Below are 22,249 nucleotides of genomic sequence, written 5' to 3'. Positions count from 1 at the left end.
ACATCCCCCCCCCCCCCCCCCCCCCAACCCCCCCCCCCCCCCCCCCCCCCCCCTCCCCCCCCCCCCCCCTCCCCCCCCCCCCCCCCCCCCCCCCCCCCCCCACGGCGCTTCACGCGGTCGGGACGATCCGCTCGACGATGGTGTCGATCAGCGCGGCGAGACCGTCGGTGCCCAACACCTCGGGGAGTGTGAGGTGTTCGACGATCAGACCGGTCATGGCGAGGTAGAGGACGAGGACGGTCTGGCGGTCGCCGGGCAGGCCCTCGCCCAGGTGGTACGCGACGTTGGCCTCCAGTTCGTCCCGGATCGTACTGGTGAGCTGGGCCCGTAGCTCGGGGCGGCGGGTGGCCTCCAGGCGCAGTTCGAGCATGGCGAGGTAGCCGGCCCGGTCGCCGGCGATGCGGCGGATGAGGTCGTGCATCAGGGCGGTGACCAGCGCCCGGTCGCGGGGGGCGCGCAGCAGCTCGGTGAGGATCACCGGGTCGGGGGTGAGCCGCTGGTGGATGTGCCGGGCGGTCTGGTGCAGCAGGTGGTCCCGGTTGGCGAAGTAGTTGGAGGCCGTGCCGTTGGGGACGCCGGCCTGCACGTCGACCGCGCGGAAGGTGAGGCCACGAGCGCCCTCCCGGGCGAGGACCTCGATGGCGGCGTCGGCGAGGGCGGTGCGGCGGGCGGGGTTCTGGACCATGGGCCGATTCTCTCTCCTGCGCTTTCCCGCGCTTCCAGGGGACTCGGGCGCCGGGCTGCGTGAGGCGCGCGCTGGACGCACGCACTCGCACCCCTTTGGAAACCACTACAGCTAAAGTACTATAACTGCAGTGGTTAACGGACGGGCCGAATCGGCCCGCGTCACCGACCATCCCCCTCCTCGACCCAAGGACCCGTATGCGCAAGCTCAGCTACTTCGTCGGCGCCACCATCGACGGCTTCATCGCCGCCCCGGACGGCGGCTACGCGTTCTTCGCCCCGTTCGTCACCGAGGACTTCGCCCCGACGCTGTTCTCCGAGTACCCGGAGACCGTCGCCACCCCCGGTCGTACGGCCCTCGGTATCGCCGAGGCGCCCAACAAGCGCTTCGACACCGTGCTCCAGGGCCGCGGCAGCTACGACGCCGGGCTGGCCGTCGGGCTCACCAGCCCGTACGCCCACCTGCGGCAGATCGTCTTCTCCCGCACGCTGACGACGAGCCCGGACCCGGCGGTGGAGGTCACCGCCGAGGACCCGCTGAGCGTCGTCCGCCGGCTCAAGCAGGAGGATGGGCTCGGCATCTGGCTCTGCGGGGGCGCCGACCTGGCCGGTCAGCTGCTGCCCGAGATCGACGAACTGATCATCAAGCAGTACCCGGTGGTGGTCGGGTCCGGCGTCCCGCTGTTCCGGGCGGGCTTCGAGCCGCGCGCCTTCACGCTCACCGACAGCCGCGTGTTCGACCGCGGGAACGTCATCCTCACCTACGCGCGGACGGCGCCTTCGCCTGCGCCGAACGCTCCGGACTCCTCGGACGCCCCGGCCGACCCGGACGCCCCGAACGCCCCGGCCGCCGACTGACGCTCACCACCAGGCAGACTCCGGCCACCACGATCGACCCGCCGGCCACGGTCGGGCCGGTCAGCGGCTCGGCCAGGATCAGCCACCCCAGCAGCACCGCGACCACCGGGTTCACGTACGCGTAGGTGGCGACCAGGGTCAGCGGGGCGGACCGCAGCAGCCAGGCGTACGCGGTGAAGGCGAGCAGCGAGCCGAACAGCACCAGGTAGGCCAGGGCCAGCCAGGAACGGCCGGAGACGGCCGCGAGGTCGAGGCCGCGCTGCTCACCGCGCGCCAGTCCGATCAGCAGATTGCAGAAGCCACCGGCCAGCATCTGGTACGCGCTCGCGGCGAGCACGTCGCCCGGCATGGGGACCCGTTTGCTCGCGAACGAGCCGGCCGCCCAGGTCAGCGTGGCGCAGATGATCAGGATCACGCCGAGCGGCTCGACGGACCCGCCGATCGCGGGAGCGGACAGCACCCCGAGGCCGACCAGGCCCAGCAGCACCCCACCGATCTCGGCCCGCCCGGGGCGCTCCCCGCCGAAGACCGTCAGCACCACCATCCACAGCGGGACGGCGGCCACCAGCAGGGCGGCCAGCCCGGAGGGAACGGAGGTCTCGCCCAGCACCACCAGGCCGTTGCCACCGGTCAGCAGCAGCACGCCGACCAGGGAGGCGGAGGCCAGTTGGCGCCCGCTCACCCGCAGGCCGGCCGGGCCCCGGCGGACCAGCAGGTAGCCGACGAGCAGCAGCCCCGCGGTGAGGAAGCGGGCCGCGGCGGAGAGGAAGGAGGGCATCGTCTCCACTGCGATCCGGATCGCCAGGTAGGTGGAACCCCAGACGACGTAGACCACGCCGAGCGCGAGCCAGACCGCGCCGCCCAGGCGGGCGGCCGGCTCGGCGAGATCGGCAAGCTCGGCGAGATCGGCAGGCTTGCCGAGGTCGACAGGAGCTCCAGTCGCCGTGGGGACGGAGGTGGCGGTGCAGGCGGCGGGTGCCGGAGTGCCGCCGGGGCTGGTCGCCGGTTGGGAGGAGGCGGGCGTTGTCATGTGTGTCCCCCTTGGACGCTACTGGCCGAACACTCGCCATGACAGCGCATCGGACACCCCCCGCGCCAGTGGGTATCACCGTTCGGGCGGCAGGACGTACCGTGGCCTCCCGCACCGAGGAGGTCGAAGCCGTGTCCGTGTCCGTGCCCGCGCCCGTGCCCGTACCCGCGTCCGCGTCCGAGGAGGCCCCGTCTCTCGAGCAGGCCCTGCCGTTCTTCGTGTACGGCACGCTGCGCAGCGGCGGCCTCAACCACACCCTGCACCTGGCCGGGCGCTGCGCCGAGATCCGTCCGGCGGTGCTGGCCGGCGCGGCACTCCACGCGGGCCCCGGCTTCCCCTACGCGGTGCCCGACCCGACGCCCGGGCGGCGGATCACCGGCGAGCTGATCACCATACAGGCGGGCGCGTACGCCGGGGCGCTCGCGGCGCTGGACCGGCTGGAGGATTGCCGGGCGGACGGGGCGGGGCTGTACGTGCGGCGGCGGATGACGGTGCGGACGGCGGCGGGCGAGCCGCGGGACGCCTGGGTGTACCTCGCCGGACCGGCCGCCGAGGCACGGCTGCGGGAGCGGCCGGCGCTGATCACCTCGGGGGACTGGGCCGACCGGTGAGGGACGGGGGAGCCGCGAAGCCGCCGTAAACCGCCAGGTAGGCTGCCCCGGCTGGTGAGATCCACTGCCCATCGGCCCGCCGAACGACGAGGAGCCACCCGGTGCCCGAGCTGTCCCATCCGATCGCCGTCGTCGGGATCGGGGCCGACGGCTGGCCCGGCCTCGCCACCGCCTCCCGCGCCGCGCTGCAGGCCGCCCAGGTGGTCATCGGCGGACCCCGGCAGCTGGAGCTGCTCCCCCACGACGCGGTCACCGCCGAACGCGTCCCCTGGCCGTCCCCGCTGCGCCCGGCCGTCCCCGGGCTGCTCGCCGCGCACGCCGACCGCCGGGTCGCCGTCCTGGCCAGCGGCGACCCGATGTTCTACGGCATCGGCCGCACCCTCGCCGAAACCATCGGGCCCGAGCGACTGCGGGTGCTGCCGCACCCCTCATCCGTGTCCTACGCGTGCGCCCGGCTCGGCTGGCCGCTGGAGGCCACCGAGGTGGTCAGCCTGGTCGGGCGCCCGCTGGACACCCTCGCACTCGCGCTCCACCCGGGCCGCCGCCTGCTGGTGCTCAGCGCCGACGCCGCCACCCCGGCCGCCGTCGCCGCACTGCTCACCGACCGCGGATACGGCACCGCCCGCCTGCACGTCCTCGAACAGCTCGGCTCCCCCGCCGAGCGCCGGCTCGACGGCCCCGCCGACGGCTGGCCGCACCCCGCCGGCGACCCGCTGAACGTCATCGCCGTCGAACTCGGCGACGGCCCCCGCAACTCCCTCGTCCCCGGTCTGCCCGACGCCGCGTACGAGAGCGACGGCCAGCTCACCAAGCGGCACGTGCGTGCCACCACCCTCGCCACGCTCGCGCCCTCCCCCGGCGAACTGCTCTGGGACGTCGGCGGCGGCTCCGGTTCGATCGCCGTCGAGTGGCTGCGCGCCCACCGCGACTGCCAGGCCATCAGCATCGAACGCGACGCCGTCCGGGCCGAGCGCATCGCCCGCAACGCCGCCGCGCTCGGCGTGCCCCGGCTGCGCGTGGTGACCGGCCCCGCCCCCGCCGCGCTCACCGAACTCCCCACTCCCAACGCGGTGTTCATCGGCGGCGGCCTCACCGCGCCCGGTCTGCTGGACAGTTGCTGGTCCGCGCTACGGCCGGGCGGCCGGCTGGTCGCCAACACCGTGACGCTGGAGTCCGAGGCGCTGCTCACCGAGTGGTACCGGCGCCACGGCGGGGAGCTCGTCAAACTGGCCGTCGCCCACGCCGTCCCGGTGGGCGGCTTCACCGGGTGGCGGCAGGCCATGCCGGTCACCCAGTGGTCCGCCGTCAAGCCCAACACCTCCCAGGAGGACGTCTCGTGACCGTCTACTTCATCGGAGCCGGCCCGGGCGCGGCCGACCTGATCACCCTGCGCGGCCAGCGCATCCTGGCCCGTGCCGAGGTCTGCCTGTACGCCGGCAGCCTCGTCCCCCGCGAGCTGCTGGACGAGTGCCCGCCCGGCGCCCGGCTGATCGACACCGCGCAGCTCAACCTGGACCAGATCACCGCCGAACTGGTCGCCGCACACCGGGCGGGCCAGGACGTGGCCCGGCTGCACTCCGGCGACCCGTCCGTCTTCTCGGCCGTCGCCGAGCAGATGCGTCGGCTGGACGCGGCGGCCGTCCCGTACGAGGTCGTCCCCGGTGTGCCCGCCTTCGCCGCGGCCGCGGCCGCGCTCAAGCGGGAGTTGACCGTCCCGACGGTCGGCCAGACCGTGATCCTCACCCGGATCGCCAAGCGCGCCACCCCCATGCCGGCGGGCGAGGACCTCGCCACCCTGGGCCGCAGCGGCGCCCTGCTGGTGCTGCACCTGGCCGCCGGATACGTGGACGACGTGGTCGAGCAACTGCTCCCCCACTACGGCGCCGACTGCCCGAGCGCCGTGGTCGCGATGGCCAGCCGCCCCGACGAGCTGGTGCTGCGCGGCACGCTCGCCGACATCGCCGGGCAGGTCAAGGCGGCGGGCGTGGTCCGCACCGCCGTCATCATCGTCGGCCGCACCCTCGCCGCCGAGCAGTTCCGCGACAGCCACCTCTACTCCGCGGACCGCGAGCGCCCGCACGAGCCCTGCGGGGCCTGATGCGCCACCTGCTCATCCTCGGCGGAACGACGGAGGGACGCGCCCTCGCCGCCGCCCTCGACGGCCGCCCCGGCCTGCGGGTCACCAGCTCGCTGGCCGGCCGGGTCGCCCGACCCCGGCTGCCCGCCGGCGAGGTGCGGATCGGCGGCTTCGGCGGCCCGGACGGGCTGGCCGCGTGGCTGCGCGCCGAAGGGGTGGACGCCGTCGTCGACGCCACCCACCCCTTCGCCGCCCGCATCTCGGACAACGCCGCGCTCGCGGCCGCCGCCACCGGCGTGCCGCTGTTGGTGCTGCGCCGCCCGGGCTTCACCCCCGTCGACGGCGACCGCTGGCTCCCCGTCCCCTCGCTCGCCACGGCGGCCGAACTGCTGCCCCGGCGCGGGGAACGGGTCCTCCTCACCATCGGCCGACAGGGCATCGCCGCCTTCGCCCACCTCGACGGGGCGCACTTCATCGCCCGCTCGGTGGACCCACCCGAGCCGCCGCTTCCGCCGTCGTTCGAAGTCCTGCTGGACCGCGGCCCGTTCACCCTCGACGGCGAGGAGGCGCTGCTACGCGGACGCGGCATCGACGTCCTGGTCACCAAGGACAGCGGCGGCGCGGCGACCGCGCCCAAACTCACCGCCGCCCGCGGACTGCGGCTGCCCGTCATCATCGTGCAGCGCCCGCCCACCCCGGACGGCGTGCCGGTCGTGCCGGACGTCGAGGGCGCGGTGCGCTGGCTGGAGCGGCTGGGGTGAGTCCAGCCGGTGGAATCGCCGGGCGGCCCCGCCGGCCCGCCCGGCAGGATGCCCCCATGAGCGAAGACCAGCGCAGCGAGACCCGGCGCAGCGGGACCAGCGAGAGCCAGCGCAGCGAGACCCAGCGCACTGCTGACGAACGCACCACCCTGACAAGCTTCCTGGACCACCAGCGGGACACTCTCGCGATGAAGTGCGCCGGCCTCACCACCGAACAACTGCGTGCCCGCGTGCTGGAGCCCTCCGGGCTCTCCCTGCTCGGCCTGGTCCGCCACCTCGCCGAGGTGGAGCGCAGCTGGTTCCGCAACGTCCTCAACGCCGAGGCCCGGCCCGGTTTCTGGAAGCACCCCGACGGCACCTTCGCCGAGTTCGACGTCGACACCGCGGACCCGGAGGAGGCCTTCGCGGTGTGGCGCCGCGAAGGCGACCACGCCAGGGAACTCGTCGCCGCCGCGGACTCGTTGGACGTCCTGGGCCATCACGGCGAGGAGGTCTTCTCGCTGCGCTGGATCCTCACCCACATGATCGAGGAGTACGCCCGCCACAACGGCCACGCCGACCTCCTGCGCGAGCACCTCGACGGCTCCACCGGCGAGTGACGCACCCCGCAGCCGGATGCGACGCCGGGGTGGCGGGCGAGGCGATCCGGCTGGTACGGGAGGGGCGTTCGGCCCGGGCGCTGAACAACCCGGTGTTCGTGGACTACCTGAACACCGGGTTGGACGTCGCTCTGCTGCTGACCGGCCTCAACGGGGGAGGCTAGCCAGCGGAATTTCTCAGATGTCGCGGAAGGTCTCGATCTGGGCGCCGATCGAGTTGAGGCGCTCGGCGAGGTCCTCGTAACCGCGGTTGATGACGTAGACGTTGCGCAGCACGGAGGTGCCCTGGGCGGCGAGCATGGCGAGCAGGATGACCACGGCCGGGCGCAGTGCGGGCGGGCACATCATCTCGGCGGCGCGCCAGCGGGTGGGGCCCTGGACCAGGACGCGGTGCGGGTCGAGGAGCTTGACGTCCGCGCCGAGCCGGGTCAGCTCGGTGAGGTAGATCGCGCGGTTGTCGTAGACCCAGTCGTGGATCATCGTGGTACCGTGCGCGGCCGCCGCGATGGCGGCGAAGAACGGCACGTTGTCGATGTTGATGCCGGGGAACGGCATCGGGTGGATGGTGTCGATCGGCGCGGTCAGCTTGGAGGGGCGCACGGTGAGGTCGACCAGCCGGGTGTGGCCGTTGTGGGCCCGGTACTCGGCGGTCCGGTCGTAGTCGAGGCCCATGCCCTCCAGCACCGCGAGCTCGATCTCCAGGAACTCGATCGGCACCCGGCGGATCGTCAGCTCGGAGGAGGTGACCACCGCGGCGGCGAGCAGGCTCATCGCCTCCACCGGGTCCTCGGCCGGCGTGTAGTCGACGTCGCAGGTGATCTCCGGAACGCCGTGGACGGTCAGGGTGGTGGTGCCGATGCCCTCGATCCTGACGCCCAGCTCCTCCAGGAAGAAGCAGAGGTCCTGGACCATGTAGTTGGGCGAGGCGTTGCGGATGACGCTGACCCCGTCGTGCCGCGCGGCGGCCAGCAGGGCGTTCTCGGTGACGGTGTCCCCGCGCTCGGTCAGCACGATCGGGCGGTCCAGCGGGGCGCCGGGCTCGACCGAGGCGTGGTAGGCGCCACCGGTGGTGGCGACCTCCAGACCGAAGCGGCGCAGCGCGGTCAGGTGCGGCTGGACGGTGCGGGTGCCGAGGTCGCAGCCTCCCGCGTACGGGATGGCGAAGCGCTCGGCGCGGTGCATCAGCGGGCCGAGGAACATCAGCACGCTGCGAGTGCGGCGGGCGGCCTCGACGTCCATCGCGGCGAGGTCGAGCTCGGCCGGCGGGGTGAGTTCGAGGTCGCGGCCCTCGTTGATCCAGCGGCTCTTGACGCCGATGCTGGTGAGCACCTCGAGGATGCGGTAGACCTCCTCGATCCGGGCGACGCTGCGGATCGTGGTGCGGCCGGTGGTCAGCAGCGAGGCGCAGAGGATCGCCACGCAGGCGTTCTTGCTGCTGCGGACGTCGATCGCGCCGGAGAGCCGGGTGCCGCCGGCGACGCGCAGGTGCATCGGGCCGGAGTAGCCGAGGGAGACGATCTCGCTGTCGAGGGCTTCGCCGATGCGGGCGATCATCTCAAGGCTGACGTTCTGCTTGCCCTGTTCGATGCGGTTGACCGCGCTCTGGCTGGTGCCGAGTGCCTCGCCGAGCTGCGCCTGGGACCAGCCGCGGTGCTGGCGCGCGGTACGGATGAGGGTGCCGATTCGGGTGAGATAGTCGCCTGTCACTCGGCAGACCATATCTCATGATTGATATCGCAATGGAATCAAGAGCGGGTGTGCCGCTACTTTTGTCCGTTTCTCACCCCGTATATCCGTCAGATCTTCACATCACCACGTGGTATTGCTGAGCTATTGCTCCACACGTCGGACACTCAACTCGACATTCAGCGGGGCCCGAGCGGTTCCGCCCGGCCGACGACGGTGCCCGCGCGGTCGATGCAGATGACGTCCACCGCCACCGGCGAGCCCCGCAACACGTCGAGCGCGGTCGCCCGGGCCGCCTCGGCCACCAGGTCCCCCAGCGGCACCCCGGCCGCCCGGCACAACTGCACCGCCTCCAGCCCGGTGTTGGCCGCCGCGACCGCCGCGACCAGCGCCTCGTCCGCCCCACCGCGCCGGGCCAGTTCGGCCAGGTAGCCCTTGTCCACCTGGGAGCGCGCCGAGTGCAGATCGAGGTGGCCGTAGCCGAGCTTGGACAGCTTCGCGAAGCCGCCCGCGATGGTCAGCCGGGGCACCGGGTGCCGCTTGAGGTACTTGAGGACGGCGCCGGCGAAGTCGCCCATGTCGAGCAGCGCGTCCTCCGGCAGGCCGTGCACCGCGACCGCGACCTTCTCCGAGGTCGAACCGGTGCAGCCCGCCACGTGCGTACGCCCGGCCGCCCGGGCCACGTCCACGCCCCGACGGATCGAGTCGATCCAGGCCGAGCAGGAGTAGGGGACGACGATCCCGGTGGTGCCGAGGATGGACAGGCCGCCGAGGATGCCCAGGCGCGGGTTCCAGGTCGAGCGGGCGATCTCCTCTCCGTGGTCGACGGAGACTTCGACGACCACGTCGCCGCTGCCGCCGTGCGCCACCGCCACCTCGGCCACGGCGTCCCGGATCATCTGCCGTGGCACCGGGTTGATCGCGGGCTCGCCGACCGGCAGGGGCAGCCCCGCCTTGGTGACCGTGCCGACCCCGGGGCCGGCCCGGAACACCACCCCGGCGCCGGGCTCGCCGGCCCGTACCGTCGCGCGGATCAGCGCGCCGTGGGTGACGTCCGGGTCGTCGCCGGCGTCCTTCACCACTGCGGCCATGGCGCTGACCGGCTCACTCCCCCGCCGGACCAACTCCTCGACGGCGAGGGCGAAGGCGGGCCGCTGGCCCTTGGGAAGGGTGATGGTCACCGGGTCCGGAAAGGCGCCGGTGAGCAGCGCGGTGTAGGCGGCCTTGGTGGCGGCGGTGGCGCAGGCGCCCGTCGTCCAGCCGTGCCGCAGGCCGCTGCTCTTCAGCTGCCCGGCCCGGCCTCCCGCCCCGGCTTCCGCTGCGGTCACCTGCGCCTCACTTCCGAACTCGCTCGCACCCGAGGACCCGGGCACCCCGGGGCTCGGACCGCGCTCACTGCGCCATCCCGCCCGTCCCGGCGGCCGGACCGGCCGTCGCCGCCGATTTTCCCCCATCCGTCCGGCTGTGCCCCGACCGGGGGCGGCCTGGGCGCGGTCGGCTGTCGGGCGGGCCGTGGTCAGAAGGGGCGGCCGGGCCGTGGGCGGAGGGCCCGCGGCCGGGCCACGGTCGGGGCGCTCGCCCAGGCCGCAGCGAAGACGCCGCCCCGCGTTACCGAAGAATTCTCCGCACGGGTCTGACATCCCGCCCCTACTCGTCGGTAATCTGTCGCTCCGCCAGAAGCGGGTTCATGACATTCAGGTCCGGTCGTCTGGGCGAATCGCCCCGGCCGGGCCATCAGCATGTGGGGGTTTTCGTGGCAGGGATGAGACGCCGCACGTTCCTGACGGGTACGTCCGTGGCCGCCGCGTGGTCGGCCCTGTCGCTGGGCGGCGCCCGGTTCGCCTCGGCCGCGGTGCGCGACCAGGCGCTGGCGACCACAGCCCAGCGGGCCGTCAAGGTCACCGGCACCACCTTGGAACAGGTGGCCACGCCGGTCGGCACCGCCTCGTACAAGCGGCTGACGGCCGGACCGGGCTGGCCGCTGGTGGTGCGCGGTGACCTCGCGTCGCCGGGCGCGGGGCGGGACGACCGCCGCACCGGGCTGGCCAGCTTCGTCCAGTTCAGCGACCTCCACCTGGTGGACACCGAGTCCCCGGTGCGTTTCGAGTACCTGGGCATGTTCAACGACAGCGCCTACCGGCCGCAGGGGGCCCTGAACGCCCGCGGCGTGTCGGCCCTCGTCGAGCGCGTCAACTCGCTGGACGGCGGCCCGTACACCGGGATGCCGTTCAGCATGGTGATGACCACCGGCGACAACACCGACAACCACGAGCGGGCCGAACTCGACTGGTACCTCACGGTCATGGGCGGCGGGCGGCTGGCGCAGAACACCGGCGACCCGAACCGCTACGAGGGCGTGCAGAACTCCGGCAACCCGGCCTACTGGAACCCCGAACTCGCCTACAGCGACGGCTACAAGGCGAAGGGCTTCCCGCAGGTACCCGGCTTTCTCTCCGCCGCCGGCCGCCCCTTCGACGCGCCGGGCCTGCGGACGCCGTGGTACACCACGGTCGGCAACCACGACGACAGCATCGAGGGCTCGCTGCCCGACTTCGGGCTGCTGAACGAGCTGTACACCGGCGGGTTGAAGCTCGAGGGGTGCGACGACGCGACCGCGGCCCAGCTGATGGACTCACTGCGCCGGGACCCGGCGGGCGCCGTCCTGCTGCTCGCCAAGCTGCTCTCCGACGGCGAGGCGGTGCGCCGGGTGACCCCGGACGAGCGCCGACACCCGTTCACGCTCAAGGAGTTCGCCAAGGCCCACCTCGACCCGGCCGTCACCGGCGCGGGACCGTACGGGCACGGCTTCACCTCGGACATGGTGAGCAGCGGCAAGCTCTACTACGCCTTCCGAATATCGGAGAAGGTCGTCGGCATCAGTCTGGACACCACCAACCAGGCCGGGTTCGCCGACGGCTCCCTGGGCACCACGCAACTGCGCTGGCTGGAGCAGCAGTTGAAGGCGCACAGCGGGCACTGGTACGACACCAGCGGGAACCGGGTGACGGGCGGCGACACGGACGACGTGATCCTGGTCTTCAGCCACCACACCAGCGGCACGATGGGCAACCTACTGCCGGACCCGCGCAACGTCTTCGAGAAGCGGCACGACGGCAACGAGTTGGTCGCGCTGCTCCAGCGCTACCCGAACGTGGTCGCGTGGGTGAACGGACACACCCACATGAACAAGATCACGGCGCACGCGCACCCGGTGCCGGAGCGGGCGTTCTGGGAGGTCAACACCGCCTCGCACATCGACTACCCGCAGCACGCGCGCATCATCGAGATCGCGGACAACGGGGACGGCACGCTCTCCCTGTTCACCACGCTGATCGAGTCCTCCGCGCCGTACGCGACGGACTTCGGCAGCACCTCGGACGCCAATCTGGCGGCGCTGTACCGCGAGCTCTCGTACAACGACCCGAACGGGAGGGTCTCCTCGCTGCTGGGCGCCGGGGAGGACCACAACACCGAGCTGCTGATCACCAAGCCGACTCGGTGACGTGGTGACGGCGACGGGCTGAGGGCGGAGGGCGGAGGGCTGACGGGCCGCCGTGGGAACAGGTGACGGAAGACGAATGACAGATAACAGCTGACAGATTTCGAAATCTGTCAGCTGTTATCTGTTCGCTGAAATCTGTTCGCTGTCATCTGTTACCGCCGCCGGCTGCCTCCCGGCCCGCCGTCGGCGGCCCGCGCTCAGGCCTCCGGGTAACGCCGCGGCGTCCAGACGACCTCCACGCCGCCGCCCCGCTCGACCGCCCGGGTCTGCGAGGAGCCGATCAGCAGGATCGTCCGCATGTCGACGAGCGCCGGGTCCAGCTCGCCCAGCCGGACGATCCGGATCCGCTCGGTCGGCCCGCCGACATCGCGCGCCATCACCACCGGGGTCTCCGGCGCGCGGTACTCCAGCAGCAGGTCCCGGGCCAGGCCGACCTGGGTGGTGCGGGACTGGGAGCCCGGGTTGTACAGCGCGAGCACCAGGTCCGCCTCGGCGGCGGCGCGCAGTCGCTTGGCCACCACGTCCCAGGGCTTGAGCCGGTCCGACAGCGACACCGTCGCGTAGTCGTGCCCGAGCGGAGCACCGGCCCGGGAGGCGGCCGCGTGCGCGGCGGTCATCCCGGGCAGCACCCGCACCGGCACGTCCCGGTAGGCCTCCTCACAGGCCACCTCCAGCACGGCGGTCGCCATCGCGAAGACGCCCGGATCGCCCGAGGAGACCACGGCGACCCGGTGCCCGCGCCGGGCCAGCTCCAGGGCGTACTCGGCGCGCTCCGACTCGACCTTGTTGTCCGAGCCGTGGCGCCGCTGCCCGGGCCGCTCCGGCACCCGGGCCAGATAGGTGGTGTAGCCGACCAGGTCGGTGGCCTCGGCCAGGGCGCCGCGCGCCTCCGGGGTGAGCCAGAGCGGCCCGGCCGGGCCCGTCCCGACCACGGTCACGCTGCCCGTGCCCTCCGACAGCCGGACGGCGGGCTCCAGCGGCGCCACCTTGCTGGGCAGCACCGCCACGGAGAAGTAGGGGACGGTGTCGCCGTCGACCTCCGCGAGCGGGGCAATCCGCTCCCCCGCCATGAAGGCGCGTTCGACGTACTGGGCGTCCTCCAGCCGTCCGGCGCGCTCCAGGGCCCGCCGGACGGTCGGGAAGGTCCGGCCGAGCTTCATGATCACGGCCGAGTCCGCGGAGGCGATCCGCGCCGTCAGCTCCTCCTCGGGCAGGGTGCCCGGGATGACGGTGAGCGTCTCCTCCGCCTCGGTCAGCGGCTGTCCGAGCCGGGCCGCCGCCGCGCTGACCGAGGTCACGCCGGGCACCACCTCGGTCGGGTAGCGGTGCGCGAGCCGCTTGTGCATGTGCTGGTACGAGCCGTAGAAGAGCGGGTCGCCCTCGGCGAGGACCACCACGTCGCGTCCGGCGTCCAGGTGGGCGGCCAGCCGGGCGGCGGCTTCCTCGTAGAACTCGTCGAGCGCTCCCCGGTAGCCGCCCGGGTGGTCGGTGGTCTCGACGGTCAGCGGGTAGACCAGCTTCTCCTCGATCTGACCGCCCGTCAGGTACCGTTCGGCGATCGAGCGCGCGATGGAACGGCCGTGCCGGGCGCTGTGGTACGCCACCACGTCAGCCTTGCCGATGAGTTCGGCCGCGCGGACGGTCACCAGGGAGGGGTCTCCCGGGCCGAGGCCGACGCCGTACAGTCGGCCGGTGGGCGCCGCCACCTGATGCTCCGTCACTCTTCCTCGCTCGCAATCGCGTTGACGGCCGCAGCGGCCATCGCACTGCCGCCGCGCCGACCGCGGACCACCAGGTGCTCCAGGCCGGACGGATGCTCGGCCAGGGCCTGCTTGGACTCGGCGGCGCCGATGAAGCCGACCGGGACGCCGATCACCGCGGCCGGACGCGGGGCGCCCGCCTCGATCATCTCCAGCAGCCGGAACAGCGAGGTCGGCGCGTTGCCGACGGCGACCACCGCGCCCTCCAGGCGGGGCAGCCACAGCTCCATGGCCGCCGCGCTGCGGGTGTTGCCCATTCTCCGGGCCAGCTCGGGCACCGACGGGTCGGTGAGGGTGCAGATCACCTCGTTGTCGGCGGGCAGCCGCTTGCGGGTGACACCGCTGGCGACCATGTTGACGTCGCAGAGGATGGGCGCACCGGCGTGCAGCGCCGCGCGCGCCGAGGCGACCACGCCGGGCGAGTACACCAGGTCCTCGACCAGGTCGACCATCCCGCAGGCGTGGATCATCCGCACCGCGACCTGGGAGACGTCCGCCGGGAGGGCGGCCAGGTCGGCCTCCGCGCGGATGGTGGCAAAGGACTGGCGGTAGATGGACGCGCCGTCCTTCTCGTACTCGATCACTTCGTGGTCCTCCTGGCCTCGGCGACCGCCTCGGCCATCTGTTCGTTCCTCACGTCCACGGGTGAGCCCGCGGTCGTCGCCGGCCCGTTGACCGTCACCCGGTAGCCGTGCCCGGTGGCGAGCACGTCCACCCACCGCCCGGCCGGGTGGCCGCAGCGCCGCTCACAGCCCGACCAGTGCACCGGCAGCCAGGCCGGCTCCGGAGCCCCGGTCAGCCCTGGACTCCCGGGCAGCCCTGGGCTCCAGGCCGGTCCGGACTCCAGGGCCCGGGCCGCGTCGGCGCGGACGTCGGCCCGCGACTTGGCGCAGCCCGGCAGCCCGGTGCAGGCGGTGGCCCGCTCCCAGGCCGAGCCCGGCACGGTGCGGAAGCCGGCCGCTTCGAGGGCGGGCAGCCGGTCGGCCGGGGCGCCGGGCAGTACCGCGCCGCGCCACGGGGTCAGCCGTAGTTCACCGGCCGAGGCAGCGACCAGCGCGCGCCACTGCTCGGCGCTCGCCCGCCCGAAGCGCATGCCCACCGAGAGCGCGCCGGGCAGCGCGCCGAGCGCGGGCGGCGCGCCGGTGACGGGGGGCAGCGGCACCGGGCCGGCCGGCAGCAGCTCGGGCACCTCGCGCAGGTGCCAGGCCTCCCGGCCGGCGGCCCTCAGCGCGTCCAGGAAGGCGCGGGCGGCATCCAGCACGGCCGTCACTTCCCGCCCGGGCTCGACCGGGTGTCCCGAGGCGGCGCGTCCGAGGCGCAGCACCGCGGGGCCGTCCGAAGTTGCGATCAATGTCACATCGGCGTCGAGGGCGGCGACGTCGCCCCGCCCGTCGTCGAGCGCGAACAGGAACTTGCCGGAGAGTCCGGCGGCCCAGTCGCTCGCGCACAGCCGCGCGTCCAGCTCCCGGACCCAGGCCCGCAGGTCCGGGCCCGAGGCGGCACCCGACGACGCGGCTGCGGGCGTGCCCGGCGAACTGCCTGGCGAACTGCCCAGCCCCGCCAAGGGCGAGGCGACGATGTTGCGGACCCGCTCGTGGGTGTCGGAGGGCAGCAGGCCGACGGCGCGCAGCCGGTCGGCGAGTTCGGCGCCGCAGTCCGCGGCCAGGCCGCGGAGTTGGACGTTGCCGCGCGAGGTGGTCTCCAACTCCCCGTCGCCCAGGGCCTCGGCCACCGCGGCCAGCGCGAGCGCCTGACGGCCCGTCAGCAGTCCGCCGGGCAGACGGACCCGGGCGAGGGCGCCGTCGTCGGCCGTGTGCAGACGAAGCGCCCCGGGGCAGGCGTCCGGGCGCCCCCGGTCGGGCGCGGCGGCGCCCGGCGCGGTGGCGTCGGGAGTCGGTGGCATGGCGGCGAGCATACAGATGATCCGATCGGTTGCCTCCGTCCGCTGCGTCACATCCGGCGCATTCCGGCGGTCGCCCGGCGCCGCTCCCGGCTCGCGACCCGGTCCCCGCGCCCGCCCGCGCGCCGGGCGCCCCGCGCCCCCTGCACCGGGCGGTCCGTCGCCACCGCGGGCGCCCGTACACCGTGCCGCACCGGACCCGGCGGAACTCGCCCTCCCCCAGGTCAGCCGCACCCCGTACGATGCTGGCGGGCGGTCCCAGCGGACCGTCCGCACGCCAGCGACGGCGCAGGGGAGGAAACCGGTGCAAGCCCGGTGCGGTCCCGCCACTGTGACCGCGGCTCACCGGGGGACCGGTCGGCCGCGGGAGCCAGGAACTCCCGCCGTCCTCCACCGGCCCGGGGCGCGGACCCCGAGGAAGGCAGAAATGCACCCGCGCTGTCGCATGCCCGCGCCCGTGTCCCCGGCCACCACCGCGGCCACCCTGGCCACCCCGGCCATCCTGGCCACCGAAGAGGCCAGGAGGGCCTTCGCATGATCCTGCTGCTGTCGACTTCCGACACCGACCTGCTCAGTGCCCGAGCATCGGCCGGCCCCGTCCCGTACCGCCTCGGCAACCCGGCCCGGCTGTCCCCCGAGGACCTGCCCGCGCTGCTGGAGGGCACCGAGCTCGTGGTGGTCCGCCTCCTCGGCGGCCGGCGCGCCTGGCAGGAAGGTCTTGACGCACTGCTGGCCGGCCCCCGCCCGGTGGTCGTGCTGACCGGCGAACAGGCGCCCGACGCCCAGCTGATGGAGCTGTCCACCGTCCCGGCCGGCATCGCCGCCGAGGCCCACGCCTACCTCGCCCACGGCGGCGCGGCCAACCTGGCCGAGCTGGGCGCCTTCCTCTCCGACACCGTGCTGCTGACCGGCCACGGCTTCGCCCCGCCCGCGTCCGCCCCGGCCTGGGGACCGCTGGAGCGCGAAGCCCGTACGACCGAAGGCCCGACGGTCGCGGTGCTCTACTACCGCGCCCACCACATGAGCGGCAACACCGCCTTCGTGGAGACGCTCTGCCGGGCCATCGAGGACCAGGGCGCCCGCGCCCGGGCCTACTACTGTGCCTCGCTGCGCGGCGCCGAGCCCGAACTGCTGGCCGCGCTCGGCGAAGCCGACGCGATCGTGACCACCGTGCTGGCCGCCGGCGGCACCCGCCCGGCCGACGCCCAGGCCGGCGGCGACGAGGAGGCCTGGGACGCCGGCGCGCTCGCCGCGCTGGACCGCCCGATCCTCCAGGCGCTCTGCCTGACCTGGTCGCGCGCCCAGTGGGAGGCCAGCGACGACGGGCTCTCCCCGCTGGACACCGCCACCCAGATCGCCGTGCCGGAGTTCGACGGCCGCCTGATCAGCGTCCCGTTCTCCTTCAAGGAGCTGGACGAGGACGGCCTGACCGTCTACGCCGCCGCCCCGGAGCGCGCCGCCCGCGTCGCCGGCACCGCCGTCAAGCACGCCCGGCTGCGCCACACCCCGGCCGCCGAGCGCCGCCTCGCCCTGGTGCTGTCCGCCTACCCGACCAAGCACGCCCGGGTGGGCAACGCCGTCGGCCTGGACACCCCGGCCAGCGCGGTGCGGCTGCTGGAGCGGCTGCGCGCGGAGGGCATGGACCTGGGTACGGACCTGCCCGGACTGGACGGGGGCACGGACGACGGCCACGAGGGCGACGCGCTGATCCACGCCCTGATCGCCGCCGGCGGCTACGACCAGGACTGGCTGACCGAGGAGCAACTGGCCCGCAACCCGGTCCGCATCCCCGCCGCCGACTACCGCCGCTGGTACGCGGGGCTCCCCCAGGCCCTGCGCGAGCGGGTCGAGGAGCACTGGGGCCCGGCCCCCGGCGAGCTGTACGTCGACCGTTCGCAGAACCCGGACGGCGACATCGTGCTGGCCGCGATCCGCTCCGGGAACCTGCTGGTGCTGATCCAGCCGCCGCGCGGCTTCGGCGAGAACCCCGTCGCCATCTACCACGACCCCGACCTTCCACCGAGCCACCACTACCTGGCCGCCTACCGCTGGATCGAGGCCGCGCAGGAGGACGGCGGCTTCGGCGCCCACGCCGTCATCCACCTCGGCAAGCACGGCAACCTGGAGTGGCTGCCCGGCAAGACCGCCGCGCTGTCCGCCGAGTGCGGCCCGGACGCCGTCCTCGGCAACCTGCCGCTGGTCTACCCCTTCCTCGTCAACGACCCGGGCGAGGGCACCCAGGCGAAGCGCCGCGCCCACGCCACCCTGGTCGACCACCTGGTGCCGCCGATGGCCCGCGCCGACTCCTACGGCGACATCGCCCGCCTGGAACAACTGCTCGACGAACACTCCAACATCGCCGCGATGGACCCGGCCAAGCTGCCCGCGATCCGCGCCCAGATCTGGACCCTGATCCAGGCCGCCAAGCTGGACCACGACCTCGGCCTGGACGAACGCCCCGAGGACGACGGCTTCGACGACTTCCTGCTGCACGTCGACGGCTGGCTGTGCGAGGTCAAGGACGCCCAGATCCGCGACGGCCTGCACGTCCTCGGCCAGGCGCCGGCCGGCACCGACCGCGTCAACATCGTGCTCGCCATCCTGCGCGCCCGGCAGATCTGGGGCGGCGTCAGCGCGCTGCCCGGACTGCGTGAGGCTCTCGGCCTGGACGAGGCGGCCCGCACCCTCGGCGCCACCGACGCGGCCGAGGCCAAGGCCCGCGCCCTGGTCGAGGCGATGGAGGCCGAGGACTGGGCGCCCGAGGCGGTCGAGAAGGTCGCCGCCGGGCTGCCCCAGGCCGTCCACGAGGTGCTGGCCTTCGCCGCCACCCAGGTGGTGCCGCGGCTGACCGCCACCACCGACGAGCTGGACGCCGTGCTGCACGCGCTCCAGGGCGGCTTCGTCCCGGCCGGCCCGTCCGGCTCTCCGCTGCGCGGCCTCGTCAACGTGCTGCCGACCGGCCGCAACTTCTACTCCGTGGACCCGAAGGCCGTCCCCAGCAAGCTCGCCTGGGAGACCGGCCAGGCGCTCGCCGCCTCCCTGATCGACCGTTACCGGGCCGACAACGACGGCGCCTACCCGCCCTCGGTCGGGCTCTCGCTGTGGGGCACCAGCGCGATGCGCACCGCCGGTGACGACATCGCCGAGGCCTTCGCGCTGCTCGGGGTCCGTCCGGTCTGGGACGACGCCTCGCGCCGGGTCACCGGTCTGGAGCCGATCCCGCTGGACGAGCTGGGCCGGCCGCGCATCGACGTGACGCTGCGCATCTCCGGCTTCTTCCGGGACGCCTTCCCGCACGTCGTCGCCCTGCTGGACGACGCGGTGCGCCTGGCCGCCGCCCAGGAGGAGGCCGACGCGGACAACTTCGTCCGGGCCCACGTGCGGGCGGACCTCGCGGTGCACGGCGACGAGCGCAAGGCCACCGTCCGCGTCTTCGGCTCCCGCCCGGGCACCTACGGCGCGGGACTGCTCCAGCTGATCGACAGCCGGGACTGGCGCACCGACGCCGACCTCGCCGAGGTGTACACCGTCTGGGGCGGCTACGCGTACGGCCGCGGGCTGGACGGCCGCCCGGCGCGCGAGGAGATGGAGACCGCGTACAAGCGGATCACCGTCGCGGCGAAGAACACCGACACCCGCGAGCACGACATCGCCGACTCGGACGACTACTTCCAGTACCACGGCGGCATGGTGGCCACGGTGCGCGCCCTCACCGGCAAGGCGCCGACCGCCTACATCGGCGACTCGACCCGCCCGGAGACGGTCCGCACCCGGACGCTCACCGAGGAGGCCGCCCGCGTCTTCCGCGCCCGGGTGGTCAACCCGCGCTGGATCGAGGCGATGCGCCGCCACGGCTACAAGGGCGCCTTCGAGATGGCCGCGACCGTCGACTACCTGTTCGGCTACGACGCCACCACGGGCGTGGTCGCGGACTGGATGTACGAGAAGCTGACCGAGGAGTACGTCCTCGACCCGGTCAACCGGGAGTTCCTGGCCGGCGCCAACCCGTGGGCGCTGCACGGCATCAGCGAGCGGCTGCTGGAGGCGGCGAGCCGCGGGCTGTGGGAGCAGCCGGACCCGGCGTTGATCGAGCAGTTGCAGGCCGCGTTCCTGGAGACCGAGGGCGACCTGGAGGGGGAGGAAGGCTGAGCCGTCGGGGCCCGCGCGGGAGCCGGTGAGCGCGGCCGTGTTCGAAACGTGGCGTTCCCGTCATCCATTCGGGTGACGGGAACGCTGGTGGCGTACGGCGCCCGAGCGGACAATACGGGGCATGTCGCGCCGCATCGCTCCCGCCAGCCGCATCCCGAGCACGACCGCCACCCCGGACGCCGCGCCGGACGCCGCCCAGGCCGCTGGGCCGGGCGCCGCCCGGGCCGCTGGGCCGTCCGCGCAGAGACGGGGGCCGCGCGCGCCGCACCGGTACCGGGCGCGCTTCGGGGTGCTGGCGGCCGGGGCGGTACCGGTACTGGCGTTCCCGGCGCCGGGGCAGGCGTGGCTCGCCTGGATCGCGCTGGTCCCCGGACTGCTGCTGATGCAGCGGGCGCCCTCGGGGCGGGAGGCGGCGGTGCGCGGCTGGTGGTTCGGGGCCGGGTTCATCCTGACCGCGATGTACTGGCTGGTGCCGTCCATCGGGCCGGGGCTGCCGGTGCTCGCGGTGCTGTTCGGGGCGCTGCAGGGCGCGGTCGGGTATGCCGCGCACCGGCTGCTGCACCCGCCGCTGACCACCCGTCGGGCCCTGCTGGCGCTGCTGGTCGTCCCCGCGGTGTGGGTGACCGCCGAGTACGCCCGGTCCTGGCACGCGCTCGGCGGGCCGTGGGCGCTCCTCGGCGCCACCCAGTGGCAGCACCCGGCGATCCTCGGGCTGGCCTCGGCGGGCGGGATCTGGCTGGTCAGCGCGGCTGTCGCCGCGGTGAACACCGCGGCGCTGATCGTGCTGACCGCCGTGCACCGGCAGCCCCGGGCGGTCGCCGCCCTGACCGCCGTCCTGGTCCTGGCCGCCGGTCCACTGCTGTTCGCGCTGCGCCAGGCTCCCGTCCGCACCGGGTCGGTGACGGTGGCGCTGGTCCAGCCGGGCATCGTAGAGGACCCGCAGGCCCGGTTCGACGCGAGCGCGCGCGCCACCGCCGACCTGGTCGGGCAGCCGGTGGACCTGGTGGTGTGGGGCGAGAGCAGCACCACCGCCGACCTGGAACGCGACCCGGCCACGCTGGACACGCTGCGCCGGCTCTCGGCGACCACCGGCGCCGAGGTCATCGCCGGCGAGGACGCCCGCAAAGCCGACGGGCGGATCTCCAAGGACGCGGTGCTGGTCTCTCCGACGGGCGTGGTGGACCGCTACCGCAAGATCCGGCTGGTGCCCTTCGGCGAGTACATCCCGCTGCGCCCGGTGCTCGGCTGGATCGCCGGGGTCAGCCGGGCGGCGGGCGAGAACCGGGCGCCGGGCACGGCCTTCCACCTGCTGCCGGCCACCGACCGGGCGGGCGGGCCGCTGCCGGTCGGCGCCCTGGTCTGCTTCGAGTCGGCGTTCCCGGACATGGCCCGGACGGCGGCGCGGGACGGCGCCCGGGTGCTGGTCTACCAGTCCTCGACGTCGACCTTCCAGCGCACCTGGGCGCCCGAGCAGCACGTCACGCTGGCGGCGATCCGGGCCGCGGAGACCGGGCGTCCGGCCGTTCAGGCCTCGCTGACCGGCGTCTCGGCCGCCTTCGACGCCCAGGGGCGGGAGCTGGCCCGGCTCGGCACCGACGGCACCGGGGCCCTGACCGTACGGGTGCCGCTCACCGAGCCCGGGACGCTGACCTGGTACGACCGGGTCGGCGACGTGGTGCCGCTGGGCGCTCTGCTGGTCACGGCAGGGGCGGCGGTGGGCGGGTGGCGTGCGGCGGTCTCCCGGCGGGAGGCTGCCCGGTCCGTCGTCGGGGGCGGGTCCGCTCAGGCGTCCGGGGCGTCTGGGCCGTCTGGCGCGTCCGGGCCGTCCGGGGCGGGGGCGTAGACGCCGAAGGCGGCGCCTTGGGCGTCGCGCAGTACGGCGATCCGTCGGCCGCCGGGCATCGAGTAGGCGGGCATCAGCACCTCCGCGCCGAGGGCGACCGCCCGCTCGGCCGTGTTGTCGACGTCGCCGACCGAGAAGTACGGCAGCCAGTGCGGCCGCGCCTCGGGCGGGTAGTTCTCGCCCATCGCCAGCATGCCGCCGAAGTCCCGGCCGTCCAGGCCCCACTGGGTGTAGTGCTCGGACGGGGCGACGGACCAGCCGAAGACCGCCGGATAGAAGGCGGTTGCGCCGGACGGGTCGCGGGTGAGCAGTTCCACCCAGCCGAGCGAACCGGGTTCGTTGAACACGTCGGCGCCCGCGAAGGCGCGGGCCTGCCAGAGGATGAAGACCGCTCCGGACGGGTCGGCGGCGACCGCGAACCGGCCGCGGTCGTGCACGTCGGTGGGCTCCTTCAGGAGGGTGCCGCCGGCGTTCTCGACCCTCGCCGCGGTGGCGTCGGCGTCCGCGACCGCGAAGCAGACCGTCCAGGCCGTCGGCTGCCGCGGCGCGTAGCGCGGGGTGATGGCGGCGGCCGAGGCGTCTCCCAGGAACATCTGGGTGTGGTCGCCGGCCTCGGGGTGAACGCCGCGGTCGGGGCGCCAGCCGAACAGTTCGCTGTAGAAGGCCGTGGCGCCGGCCGGATCGGAGGTGCCCAACTCGACCCAGCACGGGCCGTTGGTGGTGACGGAGGTCTGCTTCATGGCCTGCGGCTCCCTGCTCCCCCGCCCCAGCATGCGCGGCCGGGCCGGG

18 protein-coding genes and 1 riboswitch are annotated in these 22,249 nt (G+C 74.1%); of the genes, 10 read left to right on the top strand and 8 right to left on the bottom strand.

Annotated elements, in window-relative coordinates; genetic code table 11:
• Positions 1–109: 109 nt before the first annotated feature.
• Positions 110–685, bottom strand: a complete 576-nt coding sequence (locus ACZ4WV_RS25530) for a TetR/AcrR family transcriptional regulator (RefSeq protein ID WP_465750521.1) — start codon at positions 683–685, stop codon at positions 110–112.
• 197 nt (positions 686–882) lie between these two features.
• Here ACZ4WV_RS25530 and ACZ4WV_RS25525 point away from each other — a divergent pair, with 197 nt between their 5' ends.
• The gene (locus ACZ4WV_RS25525; RefSeq protein ID WP_465750519.1) at positions 883–1,542 is read left to right on the top strand and encodes a dihydrofolate reductase family protein; all 660 of its coding nucleotides are present in this window, start codon (positions 883–885) and stop codon (positions 1,540–1,542) included.
• On the opposite strand, the gene ACZ4WV_RS25520 is transcribed toward ACZ4WV_RS25525, so the two are convergent.
• The gene (locus ACZ4WV_RS25520; protein WP_465750517.1) at positions 1,442–2,572 is read right to left on the bottom strand and encodes an EamA family transporter; all 1,131 of its coding nucleotides are present in this window, start codon (positions 2,570–2,572) and stop codon (positions 1,442–1,444) included. The two genes, ACZ4WV_RS25525 and ACZ4WV_RS25520, sit on opposite strands and share 101 nt — an antisense overlap.
• Positions 2,573–2,673: 101 nt before the next feature.
• Here ACZ4WV_RS25520 and ACZ4WV_RS25515 point away from each other — a divergent pair, with 101 nt between their 5' ends.
• The 6 genes from ACZ4WV_RS25515 (at position 2,674) to ACZ4WV_RS25490 (ending at position 6,784) form a co-directional block, all read left to right on the top strand.
• Entirely contained in the window at positions 2,674–3,183 is a 510-nt protein-coding gene (locus ACZ4WV_RS25515) for a gamma-glutamylcyclotransferase family protein (protein ID WP_465750515.1), read from the top strand.
• A 101-nt stretch (positions 3,184–3,284) separates the two neighbouring features.
• On the top strand, positions 3,285–4,523 hold the full coding sequence (gene cbiE / locus ACZ4WV_RS25510; RefSeq protein ID WP_465750513.1) for a precorrin-6y C5,15-methyltransferase (decarboxylating) subunit CbiE: 1,239 nt from the start codon (positions 3,285–3,287) through the stop codon (positions 4,521–4,523).
• Positions 4,520–5,281, top strand: coding sequence for a precorrin-4 C(11)-methyltransferase (gene cobM, locus ACZ4WV_RS25505; RefSeq protein WP_465750511.1), 762 nt, complete (start codon positions 4,520–4,522; stop codon positions 5,279–5,281). The genes cbiE and cobM overlap by 4 nt, the downstream gene beginning before the upstream one ends.
• Entirely contained in the window at positions 5,281–6,021 is a 741-nt protein-coding gene (locus tag ACZ4WV_RS25500) for a cobalt-precorrin-6A reductase (RefSeq protein ID WP_465750509.1), read from the top strand. Before cobM ends, ACZ4WV_RS25500 begins: the two co-directional genes overlap by 1 nt.
• Positions 6,022–6,077: 56 nt before the next feature.
• Entirely contained in the window at positions 6,078–6,620 is a 543-nt protein-coding gene (locus ACZ4WV_RS25495; protein ID WP_465750507.1) for a DinB family protein, read from the top strand.
• The gene (locus ACZ4WV_RS25490; RefSeq protein ID WP_465750505.1) at positions 6,617–6,784 is read left to right on the top strand and encodes a hypothetical protein; all 168 of its coding nucleotides are present in this window, start codon (positions 6,617–6,619) and stop codon (positions 6,782–6,784) included. The genes ACZ4WV_RS25495 and ACZ4WV_RS25490 overlap by 4 nt, the downstream gene beginning before the upstream one ends.
• A 13-nt stretch (positions 6,785–6,797) precedes the next feature.
• Here ACZ4WV_RS25490 and ACZ4WV_RS25485 read toward each other — a convergent pair whose 3' ends face one another.
• A complete protein-coding gene (locus ACZ4WV_RS25485; RefSeq protein ID WP_465750503.1) occupies positions 6,798–8,327 on the bottom strand; it encodes a UDP-N-acetylglucosamine 1-carboxyvinyltransferase in 1,530 nt (509 codons plus the stop codon).
• A 158-nt stretch (positions 8,328–8,485) separates the two neighbouring features.
• The gene (locus ACZ4WV_RS25480; protein WP_465750501.1) at positions 8,486–9,634 is read right to left on the bottom strand and encodes a cobalt-precorrin-5B (C(1))-methyltransferase; all 1,149 of its coding nucleotides are present in this window, start codon (positions 9,632–9,634) and stop codon (positions 8,486–8,488) included.
• A gap of 434 nt (positions 9,635–10,068) precedes the next feature.
• On the opposite strand from ACZ4WV_RS25480, the gene ACZ4WV_RS25475 reads away from it, so the two are divergent.
• The gene (locus tag ACZ4WV_RS25475; protein WP_465750499.1) at positions 10,069–11,808 is read left to right on the top strand and encodes a TIGR03767 family metallophosphoesterase; all 1,740 of its coding nucleotides are present in this window, start codon (positions 10,069–10,071) and stop codon (positions 11,806–11,808) included.
• 197 nt (positions 11,809–12,005) lie between these two features.
• On the opposite strand, the gene ACZ4WV_RS25470 is transcribed toward ACZ4WV_RS25475, so the two are convergent.
• From ACZ4WV_RS25470 to ACZ4WV_RS25460, 3 genes are read right to left on the bottom strand one after another with little or no spacing between them, the layout of a single operon-like run.
• Complete coding sequence (locus tag ACZ4WV_RS25470) at positions 12,006–13,529, bottom strand: precorrin-2 C(20)-methyltransferase (protein WP_465750497.1); 1,524 nt, start codon at positions 13,527–13,529, stop codon at positions 12,006–12,008.
• Positions 13,526–14,152, bottom strand: a complete 627-nt coding sequence (locus ACZ4WV_RS25465; RefSeq protein WP_465750495.1) for a precorrin-8X methylmutase — start codon at positions 14,150–14,152, stop codon at positions 13,526–13,528. Before ACZ4WV_RS25465 ends, ACZ4WV_RS25470 begins: the two co-directional genes overlap by 4 nt.
• A complete protein-coding gene (locus ACZ4WV_RS25460) occupies positions 14,149–15,483 on the bottom strand; it encodes a precorrin-3B synthase (RefSeq protein ID WP_465750493.1) in 1,335 nt (444 codons plus the stop codon). Before ACZ4WV_RS25460 ends, ACZ4WV_RS25465 begins: the two co-directional genes overlap by 4 nt.
• 279 nt (positions 15,484–15,762) lie before the next feature.
• A riboswitch (cobalamin riboswitch) is annotated at positions 15,763–15,848 on the top strand.
• A 154-nt stretch (positions 15,849–16,002) separates the two neighbouring features.
• Here ACZ4WV_RS25460 and cobN point away from each other — a divergent pair.
• Positions 16,003–19,617 (top strand): cobaltochelatase subunit CobN, encoded by a 3,615-nt coding sequence (cobN, locus tag ACZ4WV_RS25455; RefSeq protein ID WP_465750491.1) that lies wholly within the window; start codon positions 16,003–16,005, stop codon positions 19,615–19,617.
• Between the two features lie 121 nt (positions 19,618–19,738).
• Complete coding sequence (lnt, locus tag ACZ4WV_RS25450; RefSeq protein WP_465750489.1) at positions 19,739–21,460, top strand: apolipoprotein N-acyltransferase; 1,722 nt, start codon at positions 19,739–19,741, stop codon at positions 21,458–21,460.
• Here the strand turns inward: lnt and ACZ4WV_RS25445 are convergent.
• Complete coding sequence (locus ACZ4WV_RS25445; RefSeq protein ID WP_465750487.1) at positions 21,400–22,200, bottom strand: VOC family protein; 801 nt, start codon at positions 22,198–22,200, stop codon at positions 21,400–21,402. The two genes, lnt and ACZ4WV_RS25445, sit on opposite strands and share 61 nt — an antisense overlap.
• Between the last annotated feature and the right edge of the window lie 49 nt (positions 22,201–22,249).

The sequence above is a fragment of the Kitasatospora sp. NPDC029312 genome (assembly GCF_055569215.1).
Note: the sequence above shows the minus strand (reverse complement) of the source record. Positions and strands in the feature narration are given on the sequence as shown.

Excerpts from the sequence above, each read along its gene's own strand:
- ACZ4WV_RS25530 (WP_465750521.1), bottom strand. The coding sequence starts at position 685 with ATGGTCCAGAACCCCGCCCGCCGCACCGCCCTCGCCGACGCCGCCATC.
- ACZ4WV_RS25525 (WP_465750519.1), top strand. The coding sequence starts at position 883 with ATGCGCAAGCTCAGCTACTTCGTCGGCGCCACCATCGACGGCTTCATC.
- ACZ4WV_RS25520 (WP_465750517.1), bottom strand. The coding sequence starts at position 2,572 with ATGACAACGCCCGCCTCCTCCCAACCGGCGACCAGCCCCGGCGGCACT.
- ACZ4WV_RS25500 (WP_465750509.1), top strand. The coding sequence starts at position 5,281 with ATGCGCCACCTGCTCATCCTCGGCGGAACGACGGAGGGACGCGCCCTC.
- ACZ4WV_RS25495 (WP_465750507.1), top strand. The coding sequence starts at position 6,078 with ATGAGCGAAGACCAGCGCAGCGAGACCCGGCGCAGCGGGACCAGCGAG.
- ACZ4WV_RS25475 (WP_465750499.1), top strand. The coding sequence starts at position 10,069 with ATGAGACGCCGCACGTTCCTGACGGGTACGTCCGTGGCCGCCGCGTGG.
- ACZ4WV_RS25460 (WP_465750493.1), bottom strand. The coding sequence starts at position 15,483 with ATGCTCGCCGCCATGCCACCGACTCCCGACGCCACCGCGCCGGGCGCC.
- cobN (WP_465750491.1), top strand. The coding sequence starts at position 16,003 with ATGATCCTGCTGCTGTCGACTTCCGACACCGACCTGCTCAGTGCCCGA.
- lnt (WP_465750489.1), top strand. The coding sequence starts at position 19,739 with ATGTCGCGCCGCATCGCTCCCGCCAGCCGCATCCCGAGCACGACCGCC.
- ACZ4WV_RS25445 (WP_465750487.1), bottom strand. The coding sequence starts at position 22,200 with ATGAAGCAGACCTCCGTCACCACCAACGGCCCGTGCTGGGTCGAGTTG.